Source organism: Klebsiella sp. 1SOBk10mer (genome assembly GCF_046602535.1).
Classification (GTDB): Bacteria; Pseudomonadota; Gammaproteobacteria; order Enterobacterales; family Enterobacteriaceae; genus Klebsiella; species Klebsiella quasipneumoniae.
In genome coordinates this window covers 461,969-480,506 of record NZ_JBKIUP010000001.1, presented here as the reverse complement: position 1 = coordinate 480,506, position 18,538 = coordinate 461,969, and the positions used below count along the sequence as shown (strand labels likewise).

Sequence of the window (18,538 nt, the reverse complement as noted above, 5' to 3'; positions counted from 1 at the left end):
CGGGCAAGGGTAGCGGCCGCGGAGCCGCTTTTGTGCCGGGTGGCGGCTGGCGCCTTACCCGGCCTACAGGGTTCGTGCGACCTGTCCTTGATTTACCCACTTGCGTGACTGAAACTGCCGGTGCTGGCGGCCTCAAAATCGCTGAGACGTTCCCGGAAGGCCGGGGCAGCCCGCATGGATGCGGGCTGAGGGCCGTGTTTTGCACGGACGCTGCCTCGGCCCGACCCGAAGCCTGCAGGGATAAGTCGAAGGTACCGCGTAGCGGCGATTTTGCTGGCCGGATCCCGGGGGTACAGGGGGCGGCGGCGACTGGCCGCCCCCTGTGCGCTCCCTGCGCCATGAGAGACATAACGCAGAAGACTTACCGGGAGCGCAATGCCCGCTGAAGCCACAGATAACATAAAAGACTTCCCAGCAGTGCTTTCCCTCACCCTAACCCTCTCCCGGGGGGAGAGGGAACCGTCCGGCAGTCGTTTCCGTGGCCAACATATTGCCGGGCAAGGGCAGCGGGCGCGGAGCCGCTTTTGTGCCGGGTGGCGGCTGCGCCTGACCCGGCCTACGGAGGCCTCCCGTCAGCTTATATACCCCAGGCCCGGCAAGCGCAGCGCCGCCGGGCAAAAGATATAGCACCGGGCCAAACGAAAAAAAGCCGGAGGTTTCCCTCCGGCTTTTCTCATTCACATCACGCTACGCCTTACGCCACGTCTTCGTACTGCGGCACGGGGTTGCGGAAGCTTTTGGTCACGCAGGCCAGATAGACCAGACCGATACCGGCCCAGATCAGGCCCAGAATCATCGAGCTCTCTTCCAGGTTGACCCACAGCGCGCCGACGGTCAGGGCGCCGCACATCGGCAGGAACAGATACTGGAAGTGGTCTTTCAGCGTCTTGTTGCGTTTCTCACGGATCCAGAACTGCGAAATTACCGACAGGTTAACAAAGGTAAACGCAACCAGCGCACCAAAGTTAATCAGCGCCGTCGCCATCACCAGGTCGAAGTTAATCGCCAGCAGGGCAATAGCGCCGACCAGGATGATGTTCATCGCCGGAGTGCGCCAGGTCGGGTGGACGTAGCCGAAGAAGCTTTTCGGGAACACGCCGTCACGACCCATCACGTACATCAGACGCGCCACGCCAGCGTGCGCCGCCATACCGGAAGCCAGTACGGTGATGGTGGAGAAGATCAGCGCGCCCACCTGGAAGGCTTTACCTGCCACGTAGAGCATAATTTCCGGCTGTGACGCATCCGGATCTTTGAAGCGCGAGATATCCGGGAAGTACAGCTGCAGGAAGTAGGTGGCAAAGATGAAGATCAGGCCGCCGATCAGCGCGGTCAGGAAGATCGCGCGCGGAATGACGCGCTCTGCATCTTTGGTCTCTTCAGACAGGTTGCTGATGCCGTCGAAGCCGGTAAACGAGAAGCACAGGATCGTCGCCCCGGTAATCATCGGGATCACGTGCGCGTCACCGGACCAGAACGGACGACTGCTGGCCAGCGTACCGGCGCCTTCGCCGCCAAACACGCCATAAATCACCATGCCGAGGATCACGGCAATCAGCACCACCTGCAGCACCACGATCACGGTGTTGAAGTTGGCCACGGATTTAATGCTGCGCAAGTTAAAGGCGGTCATAAAGGCGACCAGCGCGATAACAAACACCCACGACGGAATCGAAGGCACCAGCGCTTCAAAATAGATTTTCGCCAGCAGAATGTTGATCATCGGCGCGAACAGGTAGTCGAGCAGCGAGGACCAACCCACCATAAAGCCAACGGTCGGGCTGATGGATTTCTGCGCATAGGTATACGCCGAGCCGGCGGACGGGTAACGACGTACCAGCTTGCCGTAGCTCAGCGCAGTAAACAGGATAGCGATTAACGCAAAGGCGTAGGCCGTCGGCACGTGACCGTCGGTCATACCAGAGACGATACCAAACGTATCGAACAGCGTCATCGGCTGCATATAGGCCAGGCCCATCATTACAACCGGAACTAGCGTAAGTGTTTTACGTAATTCCACGCGAGAGGTATTTGGAGTAGCGTTATGCGACATAGTTATCCCCTTTTACGGTGAACGCCAGCGCGTAAGCAAAAAATTGCCCCATTTCTTTCTATTCCTCAGCGACAACGACTGTCGGTTTTTAGTAAATATCTATCCGGTACGAAGCCCGGCCTCTTGGTATTGAATGATGTGTCTTTCGACCAAAAAAATAACCGACACTTTAAAAAAAGCGTCGGCTAGTCTCTGGTTTTCAGGCCGCATATTTTGCAACAAATTCAACGGCGTTGACAAGATGTTATGAAGTTCATTGCGTAAGCATATTTTTTAACGTGCTAATATCTATACGGTTTCCATATGATAAATTGTAAAAATAGCACTATTTGCTAATAGCGTATCCCGCCACCATTTGCCAGCCAAACCGCAGGTAGCGTCATTCCAGGCGATCCACGCGTGCTGACGAGGCGACTGCCCGCGCACGGTCAAGCTGACCAGTTCGCCGCTCTCCAGCAGCCCCTGCACCTGGTAACGCGGCAGGCAGCCCCACCCCAGCCCCATGCGCAGCAGCGCCAGCTGACCCGTAACGTCACATACCGTCAGGGTCTCCTGATCGCCGAGCAGCGCCCCGCCCTCGCCGGTGGCGACCGCGCGGTAACGACGCAGAGTTCGCCAGCTCAACGGGGCGCGACGCTCCGCCAGAGGATGCTGCTGGGAGACCACCAGCTCCAGATCCAGCTCGCCAAGGGGAAGATAATCATAGCCGCTCAGCGGCGGCGGCTCGCCGAGCGCCCCCAGCAGGAGATCGGCCTGCCCTTCAGTCAGCGGCCGCCAGTCCAGCAGCGAGGGGTTCAGCGTGAAGTGCAGCCGGGTCAGCGGCTGCTGTTGATAAAATGCGGCGATCAGCGGCGAGAGTTGCGCCACGGGAAAGGTGCTGTCCACCGCCAGGCGGAGGGTATGCTCCCACCCCTGCTGCAGCTTAACCGCCCGGATCTCCAGTTCGCGGGCGATATGCAGCACTTCCCGTCCTTTCTCCAGCAGCATCTGTCCGGTGGGGGTAAAGCGCGCGCGGTGACCGCTGCGGTCAAGCAGCTGAATATTGAGATCGCTTTCCAGCCGGTGAATGGTGTAGCTCAGCGCCGAGGGCGTTTTAAAGAGCCTTGCCGACGCCGCGGCAAAGCTCCCCTCTTTTTCCAGTGCGTCGAGGATCACGAGGACATCCAGCAGTGGTTTCATCGCTACCCCCTTACGGTATGCGAATCACCGCTGGCGAATCACTCCATCGGCATCACCAGCGGATCGGGGTACTGGTACTCAAACCCCAGCTCATTGCAGATTCGATTGCCATCCACAATCTTGCCCTGGCCGCCGTCCGGGCTGTCGCTGAACACCGGCGGCGGCAGCCCCAGCTCGCGGGCCATCTGCAGATAAAAGAGGCCGCGTGCCGGATGGCGGGGCGCACATAGATTATAGATGTGCCCGCCCTTCGGAGCCTGCAGCAGCAGTTCGATGGCGGCCACCACATCCTGCAAATGCACCAGATTGACCACATGCTGGCCATCCGGCGCCGACTTGCCGGCGAAAAAACGTCCCGGATGACGGGACGGCCCCACCAGCCCGGCCAGGCGCAGAATATCCACCGACGTCCCCGGCAGGTTGTGCAGCCAGTCTTCCAGCTCCTTGAGCACCTGCCCGCTGGCGGTCTCCGGCAGGCGCGGGGAGTTCTCTTTCACCGTGCCGTTGACGTTGCCATACACCGAGGTGGAGCTGGTGAAGACGATCCGCGGAATATGGTACGCCAGCGCGGTATCGACGATCTCCTGCACCGCCTGCAGATAAAACCCTTCCCCCGCGCCGGTCCGCCGGGCCGGCAGCGTGATCACCAGCGCATCGACGTTCATCAGCGCGTCGAGGTCCTCGGTATCACAGACCAGCTGCGGCTCCAGGCGCAGCGGATAGCTGTCGATCCCGCACATCCGCGCCGCCTCCACGCCATCCTGCGTGGTTTTACTGCCGGTGACCTGCCAGCCTCGCGCCGTCAACGACAGCGCCAGCGGCATCCCCAGCCATCCCAAACCGACTATCGCGACCTTTTTCATCCCAGGCTCCTGACTCTTTCGCTGTGCTGATTACAGGCTACGCCAGCCAGCGGCAACTGACAATTTCTTCGCTCAATGTGAAATGAATTAATGATAGAAAAAAGCCCTTGCTTTCTGCGGCGGAAGTGGTTTAGGTTAAAGGACATCAAATGCATAGTCATTCACAGAGAATTTTATGAACCGCGTTCAATTTAAACACCACCATCATCACCATCATCCTGACTAGTCTTTCAGGCGATGTGTGCTGGAAGACATTTGGATCTTCCAGTGGTGCATGAACGCGCAGAGAGCCCCCGGAAGATTCACTTCCGGGGGCTTTTTTTTGGACCAAATTCGGACAGATTCAGACAGGTATTCAGAGGAAAAGAACAATGTTAGACAACACCCGTTTACGCATAGCTATTCAGAAATCAGGCCGTTTAAGCGAAGATTCACGCGAATTACTCAGCCGCTGCGGCATTAAAGTCAATTTGCACACCCAGCGTCTGATTGCGCTGGCGGAAAATATGCCAATCGACATTCTGCGCGTGCGTGATGACGATATCCCGGGCCTGGTGATGGACGGTGTTGTCGACCTCGGCATTATCGGCGAAAACGTGCTGGAAGAAGAGCTGCTCAGCCGCCGCGCCCAGGGCGAAGACCCGCGCTATTTCACCCTGCGCCGTCTGGACTTCGGCGGCTGCCGCCTGTCGCTGGCGACCCCGGTGGATGAAGCCTGGAACGGCCCGGCGGCGCTGGACGGCAAACGTATCGCCACCTCTTACCCGCACCTGCTGAAGCGCTACCTCGATCAAAAAGGTATCTCCTTTAAATCCTGTCTGCTGAACGGCTCCGTGGAAGTGGCGCCGCGCGCCGGCCTCGCCGACGCCATTTGCGACCTCGTCTCCACCGGCGCCACCCTGGAAGCCAACGGCCTGCGCGAAGTGGAAGTGATCTACCGCTCCAAAGCCTGCCTGATCCAGCGCGACGGCGAAATGGCCGACGCCAAACAGCAGCTGATTGACCGCCTGCTGACCCGTATTCAGGGCGTGATCCAGGCCCGCGAGTCGAAATACATCATGATGCACGCCCCGACCGAACGCCTTGAGGAAGTGGTTGCCCTGCTGCCGGGCGCCGAGCGTCCGACCATTCTGCCGCTGGCAGGCGACAAGCAGCGCGTGGCGATGCACATGGTCAGCAGCGAAACCCTGTTCTGGGAGACCATGGAAAAACTGAAGGCGCTGGGAGCCAGCTCCATTCTGGTGCTGCCGATTGAGAAGATGATGGAGTAATCGGCCAGCCGGTCACGGGACACACAGGGGAAAACAATCATGAGCTTCAACACAATCATCGACTGGAACGGCTGTAGCGCTGACCAACAGCGACAACTCTTAACGCGCCCGGCGATTTCCGCCTCCGACAGCATCAGTAAAACGGTGGCGGAGATCCTCGATAACGTCAAAGCCAATGGCGATGCGGCGCTGCGCGAATACAGCGCGAAGTTTGATAAAACCACCGTCGCCGCGCTGCAGGTGAGCGAGGCGGAGATCGCCGCCGCCGGCGAGCGCCTCAGTGACGAGCTGAAGCAGGCGATGGCGGTGGCGGTGCAAAACATCGAGACCTTCCACAACGCGCAAAAGCTGCAGGCGGTGGATGTCGAAACGCTGCCGGGGGTGCGCTGCCAGCAGGTCACCCGCCCTATCGCCTCCGTCGGGCTGTACATTCCCGGCGGCTCGGCGCCGCTGTTCTCCACGGTGCTGATGCTGGCGACGCCGGCGCGCATCGCCGGCTGTCAGCAGGTGGTGCTCTGCTCGCCGCCGCCGATTGCCGATGAGATCCTCTACGCCGCGCAGCTGTGCGGCGTGAAAACCATCTTTAACGTCGGCGGCGCGCAGGCCATCGCCGCCCTCGCCCTCGGAACCGAGTCGGTGCCGAAGGTGGATAAAATCTTTGGCCCGGGTAACGCTTACGTCACGGAGGCCAAACGCCAGGTCAGCCAGCGTCTGGACGGCGCGGCCATCGACATGCCGGCCGGCCCGTCGGAAGTGCTGGTGATCGCCGACAGCGGCGCCAACCCGGACTTCGTCGCCTCCGACCTGCTGTCGCAGGCGGAACACGGCCCGGACTCGCAGGTGATCCTCCTGACCCCGGACGCCGGGATGGGCAACCGCGTCGCCGAGGCCGTGGAGCGCCAGCTGGCCGCCCTGCCGCGCGCCGAAACCGCCCGCGTGGCGCTCTCCGCCAGCCGGATCATCGTGGCCCGCGACCTGGCGCAGTGCGTGGCCATCTCCAACCAGTACGGCCCGGAGCACCTGATCATTCAGACCCGTCAGGCCCGCGAGCTGGTGGATAGCATCACCAGCGCCGGTTCCGTTTTCCTTGGCGACTGGTCACCGGAATCCGCGGGCGACTACGCCTCGGGCACCAACCACGTCCTGCCGACCTATGGTTACACCGCCACCTGCTCAAGCCTCGGTCTGGCCGATTTCCAGAAACGGATGACCGTGCAGGAGTTGTCGCGCGACGGCTTTGCCGCCCTCGCCTCGACGATTGAGACTATGGCCGCCGCCGAGCGCCTTGACGCCCACAAAAACGCCGTAACGCTGCGCGTTGCCGCCCTGAAGGAGCAAGCATGAGCATTGAAGATTTAGCCCGCGCCAACGTTCGCGCGCTGACCCCGTATCAATCCGCTCGCCGCCTGGGCGGGAAAGGCGATGTCTGGCTGAACGCTAACGAATTCCCCACCGCCGTGGCCTTCCAGCTGACCGAGCAGACGCTGAACCGCTATCCGGAGCCGCAGCCGAAGGCGGTGATTGAGAGCTACGCCCGCTACGCCGAGGTTAAACCGGAGCAGGTGCTGGTCAGCCGCGGCGCCGACGAAGGCATTGAGCTGCTGATCCGCGCCTTCTGCGAGCCAGGCGAAGACGCCGTGCTCTACTGCCCGCCGACCTACGGCATGTACAGCGTCAGCGCCGAGACCATCGGCGTCGAGTGCCGCACCGTGCCGACGCTGGCCGACTGGCAGCTCGACCTGCCGGGCATCGAGGCGCAGCTGGGCGGGGTGAAGGTGGTCTTCGTCTGCAGCCCGAACAACCCGACCGGGCAGATTATCGACCCGCAGTCGATGCGCGACCTGCTGGAGATGACCCGCGGCAAAGCTATCGTGGTAGCCGACGAAGCCTATATTGAATTCTGCCCGCAGGCGACGCTCGCCGGCTGGCTCAGCGACTACCCGCACCTGGTGGTGCTGCGCACGCTGTCCAAAGCCTTCGCCCTCGCCGGCCTGCGCTGCGGCTTCACCCTCGCCAACGCCGAGGTGATTAACGTGCTGCTGAAAGTGATCGCCCCGTACCCGCTCTCCACGCCGGTGGCCGATATCGCCGCCCAGGCGCTGAGCGCGGAAGGGATCGCCGCGATGCGTCAGCGCGTGGCGCAGATCCTCGACGAGCGCCGCTACCTGGTGGAACAGCTGCGCGGCATCGCCTGCGTGGAGCAGGTCTTCGATTCCGAAACCAACTACGTCCTGGCGCGGATAACCGCCTCCAGCGCAGTGTTTAAATCTTTGTGGGATCAGGGCATTATCTTACGTGACCAGAATAAACAACCTTCATTGAGCGGCTGTTTGCGTATCACTATCGGTACCCGTGCCGAGAGCCAGCGCGTGATTGACGCCTTGACTGCGGAGAATGTATGACCCAGAAGTATCTCTTTATTGACCGTGACGGCACCCTGATTTCCGAACCGCCGGTGGATTTCCAGGTGGACCGTTTCGACAAGCTGGCGTTTGAGCCGCAGGTGATCCCGGCGCTGCTGAAGCTGCAGCAGGAAGGCTATAAGCTGGTGATGATCACCAACCAGGATGGTCTGGGCACCGACAGCCTGCCGCAGGAGGCGTTTGATGGCCCGCACAACCTGATGATGCAGATCTTCGCCTCGCAGGGCGTTAACTTTGAAAAAGTGCTGATTTGTCCGCACTTCCCGGGCGACAACTGCGCCTGCCGCAAGCCGAAAACCCAGCTGGTGCTGCCGTGGCTGGAAGAGGGCGTACTGGATAAAGCCCACAGCTATGTGATTGGAGACCGGGCCACCGACCTTGAGCTGGCGGATAACATGGGGATTATCGGTCTGCGCTATGACCGCGAGACGCTGAACTGGCCGACCATCTGCGAGCAACTGACCCGCCGTGACCGCTATGCCCACGTCGAGCGCATCACCAAAGAGACCCAGGTGGATGTGAAAGTGTGGCTGGACCGCGAAGGCGGCAGCAAGATCCACACCGGCGTCGGCTTTTTTGACCATATGCTCGACCAAATCGCCACCCATGGCGGCTTCCGCATGGAGGTCAACGTCGGCGGCGATCTGTACATCGACGATCACCACACGGTGGAAGATACCGGCCTGGCCCTCGGCGAAGCCCTGAAGCTGGCGCTTGGCGACAAGCGCGGCATCAACCGTTTCGGCTTCGTGCTGCCGATGGACGAGTGTCTCGCCCGCTGCGCGCTGGATATCTCCGGCCGTCCACACCTGGAGTATAAGGCGGACTTCACCTATCAGCGCGTCGGCGATCTGAGCACCGAGATGGTGGAACACTTCTTCCGCTCGCTCTCTTACACCATGGCGGTGACGCTGCACCTGAAAACCAAGGGCAAGAACGATCACCACCGCGTGGAGAGCCTGTTCAAAGCCTTTGGCCGTACGCTGCGCCAGGCGATCCGCGTCCAGGGCGATGCCCTGCCGTCTTCCAAAGGGGTGCTGTAATGAATGTGGTGATCCTTGATACCGGGTGCGCCAACCTCAATTCGGTGAAATCGGCGATTGGCCGCCACGGCTATGAGCCGGTGGTCAGCCGCGACCCGGAGGTGGTATTGCGTGCCGATAAACTGTTTCTTCCCGGCGTCGGCACCGCCCAGGCGGCGATGGACCAGCTGCGCAACCGCGAACTGATCGACCTGATCAAAGCCTGTACCCAGCCGGTGCTGGGGATTTGCCTGGGCATGCAGCTGCTCGGCAAGCGCAGTGAAGAGAACAACGGCGTCGATCTGCTGGGCATTATCGAGGAAGAGGTGCCGAAGATGACCGACTACGGCCTGCCGCTGCCGCACATGGGCTGGAACCGGGTGTATGCCAAAGCAGGCGATCGTCTGTTCCGCGGCATTGAAGAAGGGGCTTACTTCTACTTCGTGCACAGCTACGCCATGCCGGTCAACCCGTACACCATCGCCCAGTGCAATTACGGCGAGGCGTTCACCGCCGCGGTGCAGAAAGATAACTTCTTTGGCGTGCAGTTCCATCCGGAGCGCTCCGGGAGCGCCGGGGCGCAGCTGCTGAAAAACTTCCTGGAGATGTGATGATTATTCCTGCTTTAGATTTAATCGACGGCACCGTCGTTCGTCTCCACCAGGGCGATTATGGCCAGCAGCGCGACTATGGCAGCGATCCGCTGCCGCGCCTGCAGTCCTATGCCGCTCAGGGAGCGGAAGTCCTGCACCTGGTCGACCTGACCGGGGCGAAGGATCCGGCGAAGCGCCAGATCCCGCTGCTGAAATCGCTGGTCGCCGGCGTTGACGTCCCGGTGCAGGTCGGCGGCGGCGTGCGGACCGAGGCGGATGTCGCGGCCCTGCTTGAAGCCGGCGTCGCCCGCGTGGTGGTCGGCTCCACTGCGGTGAAATCCCCGGAGGAAGTGAAAGGCTGGTTTAAACGCTTTGGCCCTGAGCGGCTGGTGCTGGCCCTCGACGTGCGTATCGACGCCGACGGCAATAAGCAGGTGGCGGTCAGCGGCTGGCAGGAAAACTCCGGCGTGACCCTGGAGGAGCTGGTGGAGAGCTATCTGCCGGTCGGCCTGCAGCATGTGCTGTGCACCGATATCTCCCGCGACGGCACGCTGGCGGGCTCCAACGTCTCGCTGTACGAGGAAGTCTGCGCCCGCTACCCGCAGGTGGCGTTTCAGTCGTCCGGCGGCATCGGCGATCTCAATGATATTGCCGCCCTGCGCGGCACCGGGGTGCGCGGCGTGATTGTCGGTCGCGCGCTGCTGGAAGGCAAATTCAACGTAACGGAGGCCATTCAATGCTGGCAAAACGGATAATCCCCTGCCTCGACGTCCGCGACGGCCAGGTAGTGAAAGGCGTGCAGTTCCGTAATCATGAGATCATCGGCGATATCGTCCCGCTGGCCAAGCGCTATGCCGACGAAGGTGCCGACGAGCTGGTGTTTTATGATATCACCGCCTCCAGCGACGGCCGGGTGGTCGACAAGAGCTGGGTGTCGCGGGTGGCGGAAGTAATCGATATTCCTTTCTGCGTGGCGGGCGGGATCAAGTCGCTGGAAGACGCGGCGCAGATCCTCTCCTTCGGCGCCGATAAGATCTCGATTAACTCCCCTGCTCTCGCCGACCCGACGCTGATCACCCGCCTTGCCGACCGCTTTGGCGTGCAGTGCATCGTGGTGGGGATTGATACCTGGTTTGATGCACAGACCGGCAAGTATCACGTTAATCAGTACACCGGCGACGAGAGCCGCACCCGGGTGACGCAGTGGGAAACCCTCGACTGGGTGGAGGAAGTGCAGAAGCGCGGCGCGGGCGAGATCGTCCTCAATATGATGAACCAGGACGGGGTGCGCAACGGCTACGACCTGCAGCAGCTGGCGAAGGTCCGCGCGGTGTGCCATGTGCCGCTGATCGCCTCCGGCGGCGCAGGCACCATGGAACACTTCCTCGAAGCCTTCCGCGACGCCGACGTTGACGGCGCGCTGGCGGCCTCGGTATTCCACAAACAGATTATTAATATTGGCGAACTGAAAGCGTACCTGGCGACACAGGGCGTGGAGATAAGGGTATGTTGACTGAACAGCTGGACTGGGAAAAAACGGACGGCATGATGCCGGCCATCGTGCAGCACGCCGTATCCGGCGAAGTGCTGATGCTGGGCTACATGAACAAGGACGCGCTGGAGAAAACCGAAGCCATCGGCAAGGTCACCTTTTACTCACGCACCAAACAGCGGCTGTGGACCAAGGGTGAAACCTCGGGCAATGTCCTCAACGTGGTGAGCATCACACCGGACTGCGACAACGATACGCTGCTGGTGCTGGTGAACCCGATTGGGCCGACCTGCCACAAAGGCACCACCAGCTGCTTCGGCGACGCCGGCCACCAGTGGCTGTTCCTGTATCAGCTGGAGCAGCTGCTGGCCGAGCGCAAGCACGCCGACCCGGAGAGCTCCTACACGGCGAAGCTGTATGCCAGCGGCACCAAGCGCATCGCGCAGAAAGTGGGAGAAGAAGGCGTGGAGACCGCGCTGGCCGCCACGGTGAACGACCGCTTCGAGCTGAAGAATGAGGCGTCAGACCTGATGTATCACCTGCTGGTGCTGCTGCAGGACCAGGGGCTGGATCTCGGGGAAGTGATTGATAATCTGAAGAGTCGGCACTAACGCGTTGACCCCCGCCGCAACGGCGGGGGTAGCTGGCCTCAGGATTTGCTTTCCAGCAGCGTAGTGTAGAGATTGACGTAAGCGTCAATCATATGGTCGGCAGTAAACATCTCTTCAAAACGACGACGCGAGTTTTCGCCATAGCGGCTGGCGGTTTCATCGTTATGCCAGAGCTCATTCATCGCCTCCACCAGCGCCTGACTGTCATTCGGCGGGATCACGCAACCATTTACTTTGTCCTGGTTAATGAACGAGGTCCCGGTGCCGATCTCGCAGGAGATCAGCGGCCTGGCGAAGCGCGCGCCTTCCAGTAACGTAATGCCAAACGCCTCGGAGCGCAGATGCGAGGGGAAGACCACGCCACGGCAGAGCTGGAAGAGAATGTATTTATCTTCGTCGTTGAGCATGCCGGTAAACACCACATTGCTCAGCCCGCGCTGCTGCGCTTCACGCCGCACTTCCGCCTCCAGCGGCCCGCCCCCGACGATCACCACCGGCAGCCGGCTACGCTCGGCGGCATCCAGCAGAATGTGCAGCCCTTTGTAGTAGCGGAAAGCGCCGACGAAGAGGAAGAAGTTATCGCCGACGGTTTCCCGCCAGTGCGCCACCCGCTGCGGATCGTGCTGCACGTCATGCTGCTCCAGACCAAACGGGATCACCACCGTTTTATCCTGATATTTTTTCAGGGTCTGGCTGGAGGCCACGTAGTTGGGCGACGAGGCGACGATGCAGTCGACGCTGGCGAGAAATCGCTCCTGCAGCGGCTGGTACAGCTTCATTAACCGTTTTTGTTTCACAATATCCGAGTGATAGGTCACCACTGTTCTGGCGTCAGGCCGCGCCGAGAGATGCAACATATCCATGAATGGAAACGGAAAATGGTAGTTGATGATGTCGTAGTCATCTTTAATCTGCTTAAAACGCGTTAACGCTTTCAGCGAAAACGGCGTGGAGGCAATTTCAAAAAGCTGCTTATTATAAATGACCCTATGGTCTTCGTAGGCGACAGGTCCTGTCTCTTTGTCCGGGCTAAAAGTAAAAACATCGGCTGCGATTCCCCGGCGGGCGCAGCCCTGACTGAGCTGATAAATGACCTGCTCAATACCGCCGTAGGTATCGGGATAGTAGGTCTTATAGACGTGTAGAACTCTCAACTGACACCCTTAGAGTAATTTATAGGCGTTAATGGTCTGGGTCGTACAGTTCTCCCACGAAAACTGTTTCGCCTGGGCAAGACCGCGCGCGGTGGCGATTTCCCGCCAGCTATCATCCTGCAGGCTCTGCAAAATATGCGCGCTAATCGCGTCTACATCATTAGGATCGGCAACGAGGCCGGCATCGCCAACCACCTCAGGCAAAGAAGTGACATTGGAACATACTACCGGCACACCGCAAGACATCGCTTCAAGAATAGGTAAACCGAATCCCTCGTAGAAGGAGGGATAAACAAAGGTTCTGGCCGCCGCGTACAGATAAGGCAGGTCTTCATCCGGGACATAGCCCAGGTAACGGATCCACCCTTCTCGCGTACCGCGCTCGACTAACTGCCACAGCACATCGTCTTCCCATCCGCGATAACCGCTGAGGATCAGCGGGTAGCGCATGCGGGTCTCCATCGGCAGCAGCTGATAGGCCTGCAGCAGACCGCGGATATTTTTACGCGGCTCCATGGTGCCGATATACAACGCATAGCCCTGCCACGCCAGCTGATATTTCTGCAGGACCGGCAGGCACTCCGCCGGGCTGCGCGGAATATAGTCGCTGCTGCAGGCCAGCTTGGTGGTAACGATCCGCTCCGCCGGATAGTTGAACAGGCGGATGATTTCACTGCGCGAGAAGTCAGAGACGGTCAGGATCAGCTTTGCCGAATCCAGGCTCTCGTGCAGGGACTTCTCCATATAGCGAACCCGATCTTTTGGATGATATTCCGGGCAGGTAAATATAGAGATGTCATGAAACGTGGTTACGGCGCGTTCCAGGCGATGCGGCAGATAGAAGTTAGGGCCATGGTAAATGTAGTCTTTGTAATCGCGCAATGCCCACGCCTGGCGCCGCGGATGCAGCAGGCGATACGCCTCAATCAGCAGCGGCTGGCGGCGCAGAAACGCCGACAGACGACCATGATTGCTGGCTTTGGTATCGCTTTTATTCTCAACCTGGGGGATCTGGTCGATAAACGACGCGCCGTGAAACAGCTTCAGCTCTTCGATTTCACGAGCAACCGCCAGCCGCTTAACCAGTTCCAGGGAATACCGACCGATGCCCGTTAACGGATATTTAATTGGCTCAGTAGCAAAAATAATTTTCATAACGAACTCATCACAAGGGCCACCGGGGCGGCCCTGTTGATAGCGATTATTGCTTCGCGGCTGGCGCGATAATCGGCAGGTTTTTCAGGAGAAATTCCGCGCTCTGCTTCCAGGTTAACCAGTTGATATTTTCGGAGCGAGGATGCGCGTTTTGCTCATACAGGGCTAACCAGTCTTCGACGGCCTTAGCAATGTCAGCCGGCGCCTCCCCGGAGAAATACCACGCATGTTCCTGAGCAATCTCTTTAAACACCGGGATATCGCGGATAATCACCGGCAGCTTTTTCTGCGCCGCTTCAATCAACGGCAGGCCAAAGCCCTCCCCCTGCGAGGCAAAGATCAGCGCCCGTGAACGAGCGTATAGCTCGGCCAAAAACTCGTCGCTGATATTCTGCAACCAGAACAGCTTTTTGTTCAGCTGAGGATGATGGCGTAATTTTTCGCACAAGCTGTCAACGTTCCAGCCCTGTTTGCCGACGATAAACAAGTTGTAGTCTTTGCCCTCGCGCCACAGCTCCTCGAAGGCGGCCAGCGTCTGGGCGTGACCTTTGCGCGGCTCCATGGTGCCCACCATGATAAATGACGGGGCTGCGGCCATCGTGGCTAACAGCGCCTGTGCATTGTCCGGCATGCCAGTGGACGGTACGCTGGCATCGAGGTCGGCGCCCAGATGGAAGTTGCTGACGGTCAGCAGCGGATTCGGTTTCACCCAATGGCTATTTTCCGCAATCCACGCTTTCACATCCTCGGCGACGCTTGCAGAGACGCAGATCAGCCGGTCGGCATGCTCCGCGAGGCAGGACAGCCAGATCGGGAATTCACGCTGAATGCCTTCGATACTCCACTCCGGGCGTCGTAATGGCAAAATATCATGCACCACGAAGCAGGCGAACGCCCCGGCGGCGCGCATGCTGTCAATTTGCGTCACCACCTCCGGGAAGAGATGCGCGGTCAGATCGGTGGCGATCAGAATATCATCTTTGCTGAACAGCACCGGCTCGTCGGCACCATATTCGCCCGGGAAGTTACTGGACAGATATTGGTTAGCGTAGCGGTAACACTCGCCTGGGGTGTAGTAGACGGCGGAAACCTTATAACCCGGCACGCCGGATTTCAGTAATTCGCTGAGAATACTGCGCGAGACGCGCTGGATCCCGGTCTTCGCGTCATGCTTCGCCAGAACCGAAATGTCCACCAGCAGCTTGCGGGTATGCTGCTTAAAGCCATTGCGCGCAACGGCCCACGCCAGACCGAGACGGTCGACTTCGCTCAGCGCATCAATTTTCTGCATCGTCTGAATCCGCGAGGCGGTCACGCCTTCCGCCTGCCCAGCATGTGCCCCTTTGGACGACTGCAGCAGACGAGAGAAACCATCGATCGCCAGATGGGCGGTATTGGCCCAGGAGAATTTGGCCGACTGCGTCAGAGCATGCGCCTTCAGCTCACGGTAAAACGCCTCATCGGTCAGCGCCTTCTCCATCACCCGGCGAATATCCTGCACGTCATGCGGATTGAACATCGCATCTTCCCAGCCAATGACTTCCGGCAGGCTGGTAATGTTTGAACCTAAGGTCGCCGCCCCGCAGCGCATCGCTTCCAGCGGCGGCAGGCCGAAACCTTCATGCAGCGACGGGAACACAAACAGTTTGCACAGGTTGTACAGGGCAATCAGATCGTCGTCGGTCAGGAAGCCGGTAAAGATAAGCTGACTGCGGGAGAGGCCATAGCTTTCCGCCAGACGCAGAATACGCTCCAGATCTTCAGGATGCACCTTATACGCGAGCACCATCGGATAGCGCTGCTGCAGTTCGGCAGGCAGCATGCTGTAAGCATGAATAAGCGCTTCAATGTTTTTCCGCGGCTCGATCATCGCCAGCGTTAGGATAAACTCATCCGGCAGGCTGTATTTGTCTTTTAAAGACTGAATACGCTCAGCGGAATAATCGATCACCGCAAACTCTTCGCCCACCGCCGAGGAGATGTTCAATACCCGATCGCTGGCGATGTCGGTATATTCGATCACTTCCTGGGCCGCCGACTGCGAAATAGCGAAGATCGCATCCGCCCGCTCAAACTCCGCCAGCTTGTTCATATAAAACTCGCGGAAATTCGGGTCGCCGAGATAACGTTCTTTATTTAACAGCGGGATCAGATCGTGGCATACGCACACCGTCTTCCACGGCACATTGTCCGCCGGAATAGACACGGTATAACTATCCCCATGGCCTTCGAAGAAGCTAATAACATAGACAATATCAGGCGCGATATTGGCGATAGCGATATCGCGGGCCGCCTGGGCGGCTTTGCTACGACCGTGGTTATCGATATTGCAATAGGCCGTTGGCGCGACGGCGGAGAAGATGAACATATCTTCGTCCGTCAGCAGGTCCCGATAAGCCATTTTTACATCATTAATATTGTCAATGGGATACATACCATTGATCAGAATACTGACGCGATGCTCACCGGCATTTTCAATAATGGCGCGGCTCATGGCCAGGGTACTGCGACCGATACCGCGGAATTTGCTTTCCGACTGGTAGCCCTGGACATCAATCAAAATATGCAAGTTAATCTCCTTATTTATTTTTCGTTAGTTTGAGATAAATTTCATAAACCTCCGGAGGTAGAAGCTCCGGATGCATCACTTGCAGCTCAGTCTGCGATAAAATCTGCGCATCAGCCTGATACTGGCTATGCGGCAGCGGATTCATACGACGATACAAACGGTATGCCGGTTGATAAAGACCCAGCTTATGTAACCCATTTACCGCGGTATGTTTTACCTGCGGATGTTTTCTCATAAACGAGAAAACAAAGCGCAGGACGCGCTTAATAAAATGTTTACAACGCTGCACGAAACCATACTGTCTCAGCAAATGGATCTGCAGTCCCAGATAACGATAACCCTTGGTCATTCTCCAGGAACGGCTGCGATGGATTTTTTCAATTTCCTGGCGAAGCTGCTGGTTTTCGTTATGTAAATGGTGAATCTCCCGGTTCGCGGCTTCCAGTCGCTGGAGGAGCTCAGCGGTTTCCGGCGGCAGCTCGGGCTGAATGTCAGCCTGGGCGTGAGCTTTTGCCGACTCCAGCAGCGCGGTCAGCTGCGCCATATTCTCAGTCAGCCAGCTCAGCTCATGGCTGACTTCCACTGGCTGTTGCGCTTTTTCGACTAACGCATCCTGTGCCGCCTGCAGCTGAACGATCTGCTGCTCCAGAGCCTGGATTTCCCCACGCATCGCCTCCGAGCCGGCACTTTCATTGCGCACCCGGGACTGAAGCTCCAGCAGCACCGTTTCCTGAGCGATAATCCACTGCTCCGTCGCCCCACGCTGCTGTTCAGCTGACGGCAGTTTCGCTTTCTTGTCGAACAGCGACAACAGCAGAGCAAAGTTCCAGCTGTCAACCGGCTCCTGCCAGACTGCATACAGCCAGTTTGACCACGGCTGCGGCAGGTTGAACGGATGCACGGGCGCCGAGCGCCAGAAACCGTTTAAGTTTTTGTTTTCGGCAAACAGCTCATTCACAAACACGAAGAACGACTGGACAAGGTTTGTCGGCCAGCTGCAGTCCTGTGGGGTGGTGACGATAGACCCGAAGTCGATTAAGCGGGCATGCTGCCGGGCATCGACCATCACGTTCCACGGGCGTACATCGTCATGCCAGAACCCTTGCTTCTCCAGCGCCGCTAAGGAACGGAGCAAGCTGCCAAGGATTTTTTCACGATCGATCTCTTCCCCGGCCGCCAGCATATCGCTCAGCAAGCTACCCGGGAGCTTTTCCATCACCAGCCAGCCAGACTGGGCGTTTTCGCCGTGGGCCAGTAATGCCGGCGCGTCAAAGCCCGCTGGCGGTTGCGCCAGGAACTTTATTTCATTATGCAGTTCATGTTTATTACGCTGGCTCTCTTCCGCCGTCAGGATGCCGTGAGGCATGTCGTAATAGAAAAACTTGCACACATAATCTTCGCCAAAGAAGTAGCGACGGCTGCGCTTATGCGCCAGGCCGGCCCCGGCATAGGGCTGATTTTGCCAGTGCTGGAACGGCTGATTAAAATCGTTGAGCAGCACCCGGTGGTTGCTGACCAGGTACATCGGGCGCGGAACGGGGGATAAATGGGTATCAAACTCGCCAATCAGGCGATAAAACGCGCACTGCTCAATCAGTTCGCGCGGATCTTCCGGCTGAGAAACGCCCCAGTAGAGCGGTTCTTCTTTCACCGCCAGCTCAAGGATCACCGCCTGGGTAACATCCGCCAGGCGCGAGAGCAGACGTTTAACTTCATCGATACCATGAAGATGAACAATATGATGAAACACGCTTAAGCCAATGGCCAGATCAAACTCGCCCTCTTCCAGCGCGGCGATCACCTCTTCAATTCTGCCTACCCGGAATTCGGCGGCAAAGTCGGGGTTTTCTTCGGCCAGCGCGCGGCACACGTTAATATTTTCCTGCTGGAAATCGATACCAACGATAGTCGCGCCTTTGCTTGCCAGGCTCAGGCTGAAAAAGCCCTGAGCGCAGCCCAGATCGAGAACTTTAAGCGGGCGGCCCAGCGCCCGGGATAAGTTATCGTACTGTTCGGTAATCAAATCGAGACGTTGATTACAATCGCGAGCGGCGTCGCCATCCCACTCGGGATGTCCAAAAATAGTTTGATAAATCTCAGGTAATTCGCTAACCAGCGTGTTTAAGTTTTTAGTCATGGAATCGTTTTTCTCA

General features: G+C 58.8%; 17 protein-coding genes and 1 other annotated feature. Of the genes, 9 read left to right on the top strand and 8 right to left on the bottom strand.

The features are described from left to right. Positions 1-694: 694 nt before the first annotated feature. The 4 genes from plaP to ACLH1I_RS02125 all read right to left on the bottom strand — a co-directional run bounded on the left by plaP (position 695) and on the right by ACLH1I_RS02125 (position 4,095). Positions 695-2,053 (bottom strand): putrescine/proton symporter PlaP, encoded by a 1,359-nt coding sequence (gene plaP / locus ACLH1I_RS02140; protein ID WP_004203583.1) that lies wholly within the window; start codon positions 2,051-2,053, stop codon positions 695-697. Next, positions 2,043-2,105: a membrane protein YoeI gene (gene yoeI / locus ACLH1I_RS02135; RefSeq protein ID WP_096335043.1), complete on the bottom strand. Its 63-nt coding sequence runs from the start codon at positions 2,103-2,105 to the stop codon at positions 2,043-2,045. The genes plaP and yoeI overlap by 11 nt, the downstream gene beginning before the upstream one ends. 236 nt (positions 2,106-2,341) lie before the next feature. Further along, positions 2,342-3,232, bottom strand: coding sequence for a LysR family transcriptional regulator (locus ACLH1I_RS02130; protein WP_198080113.1), 891 nt, complete (start codon positions 3,230-3,232; stop codon positions 2,342-2,344). A gap of 38 nt (positions 3,233-3,270) precedes the next feature. Continuing rightward, positions 3,271-4,095 (bottom strand): SDR family oxidoreductase, encoded by an 825-nt coding sequence (locus ACLH1I_RS02125; protein WP_198080115.1) that lies wholly within the window; start codon positions 4,093-4,095, stop codon positions 3,271-3,273. Positions 4,096-4,270: 175 nt separating this feature from the next. On the opposite strand from ACLH1I_RS02125, the gene hisL reads away from it, so the two are divergent. The 9 genes from hisL to hisIE all read left to right on the top strand — a co-directional run bounded on the left by hisL (position 4,271) and on the right by hisIE (position 11,507). After that, positions 4,271-4,321, top strand: a complete 51-nt coding sequence (gene hisL, locus ACLH1I_RS02120; RefSeq protein WP_004899375.1) for a his operon leader peptide — start codon at positions 4,271-4,273, stop codon at positions 4,319-4,321. Further along, positions 4,297-4,419, top strand: a sequence feature (His leader region). It overlaps the preceding gene by 25 nt. A gap of 47 nt (positions 4,420-4,466) precedes the next feature. Then, on the top strand, positions 4,467-5,366 hold the full coding sequence (gene hisG, locus ACLH1I_RS02115; RefSeq protein WP_002912152.1) for an ATP phosphoribosyltransferase: 900 nt from the start codon (positions 4,467-4,469) through the stop codon (positions 5,364-5,366). A gap of 39 nt (positions 5,367-5,405) precedes the next feature. After that, the gene (hisD, locus tag ACLH1I_RS02110; RefSeq protein WP_198080117.1) at positions 5,406-6,710 is read left to right on the top strand and encodes a histidinol dehydrogenase; all 1,305 of its coding nucleotides are present in this window, start codon (positions 5,406-5,408) and stop codon (positions 6,708-6,710) included. Then, entirely contained in the window at positions 6,707-7,768 is a 1,062-nt protein-coding gene (hisC, locus tag ACLH1I_RS02105; RefSeq protein WP_064183786.1) for a histidinol-phosphate transaminase, read from the top strand. Before hisD ends, hisC begins: the two co-directional genes overlap by 4 nt. Continuing rightward, a complete protein-coding gene (gene hisB, locus ACLH1I_RS02100) occupies positions 7,765-8,832 on the top strand; it encodes a bifunctional histidinol-phosphatase/imidazoleglycerol-phosphate dehydratase HisB (RefSeq protein WP_114505975.1) in 1,068 nt (355 codons plus the stop codon). The genes hisC and hisB overlap by 4 nt, the downstream gene beginning before the upstream one ends. Then, entirely contained in the window at positions 8,832-9,422 is a 591-nt protein-coding gene (gene hisH / locus ACLH1I_RS02095; protein WP_198080119.1) for an imidazole glycerol phosphate synthase subunit HisH, read from the top strand. Before hisB ends, hisH begins: the two co-directional genes overlap by 1 nt. Next, a complete protein-coding gene (gene hisA / locus ACLH1I_RS02090; protein WP_004200373.1) occupies positions 9,422-10,159 on the top strand; it encodes a 1-(5-phosphoribosyl)-5-[(5-phosphoribosylamino)methylideneamino]imidazole-4-carboxamide isomerase in 738 nt (245 codons plus the stop codon). The genes hisH and hisA overlap by 1 nt, the downstream gene beginning before the upstream one ends. Continuing rightward, positions 10,141-10,917, top strand: coding sequence for an imidazole glycerol phosphate synthase subunit HisF (gene hisF / locus ACLH1I_RS02085; RefSeq protein ID WP_101993210.1), 777 nt, complete (start codon positions 10,141-10,143; stop codon positions 10,915-10,917). Before hisA ends, hisF begins: the two co-directional genes overlap by 19 nt. After that, positions 10,911-11,507, top strand: a complete 597-nt coding sequence (gene hisIE / locus ACLH1I_RS02080; RefSeq protein WP_198080120.1) for a bifunctional phosphoribosyl-AMP cyclohydrolase/phosphoribosyl-ATP diphosphatase HisIE — start codon at positions 10,911-10,913, stop codon at positions 11,505-11,507. The genes hisF and hisIE overlap by 7 nt, the downstream gene beginning before the upstream one ends. Positions 11,508-11,545: 38 nt before the next feature. Here hisIE and wbdC read toward each other — a convergent pair whose 3' ends face one another. Genes wbdC through ACLH1I_RS02060 form a run of 4 tightly spaced genes read right to left on the bottom strand, consistent with a single transcriptional unit; the run spans position 11,546 to position 18,522 of the window. Beyond that, the gene (gene wbdC / locus ACLH1I_RS02075) at positions 11,546-12,661 is read right to left on the bottom strand and encodes an N-acetyl-alpha-D-glucosaminyl-diphospho-ditrans,octacis-undecaprenol 3-alpha-mannosyltransferase WbdC (protein ID WP_049092725.1); all 1,116 of its coding nucleotides are present in this window, start codon (positions 12,659-12,661) and stop codon (positions 11,546-11,548) included. A gap of 9 nt (positions 12,662-12,670) precedes the next feature. After that, positions 12,671-13,816 (bottom strand): glycosyltransferase family 4 protein, encoded by a 1,146-nt coding sequence (locus tag ACLH1I_RS02070; protein WP_004203596.1) that lies wholly within the window; start codon positions 13,814-13,816, stop codon positions 12,671-12,673. Between the two features lie 46 nt (positions 13,817-13,862). Beyond that, a complete protein-coding gene (gene wbdA, locus ACLH1I_RS02065) occupies positions 13,863-16,385 on the bottom strand; it encodes a polymannosyl GlcNAc-diphospho-ditrans,octacis-undecaprenol 2,3-alpha-mannosylpolymerase WbdA (protein WP_017899709.1) in 2,523 nt (840 codons plus the stop codon). A gap of 10 nt (positions 16,386-16,395) precedes the next feature. Continuing rightward, positions 16,396-18,522 carry a class I SAM-dependent methyltransferase gene (locus ACLH1I_RS02060; protein ID WP_017899710.1) on the bottom strand — a complete coding sequence of 709 codons (2,127 nt, stop codon included), beginning with the start codon at positions 18,520-18,522 and terminating at the stop codon, positions 16,396-16,398. Between the last annotated feature and the right edge of the window lie 16 nt (positions 18,523-18,538).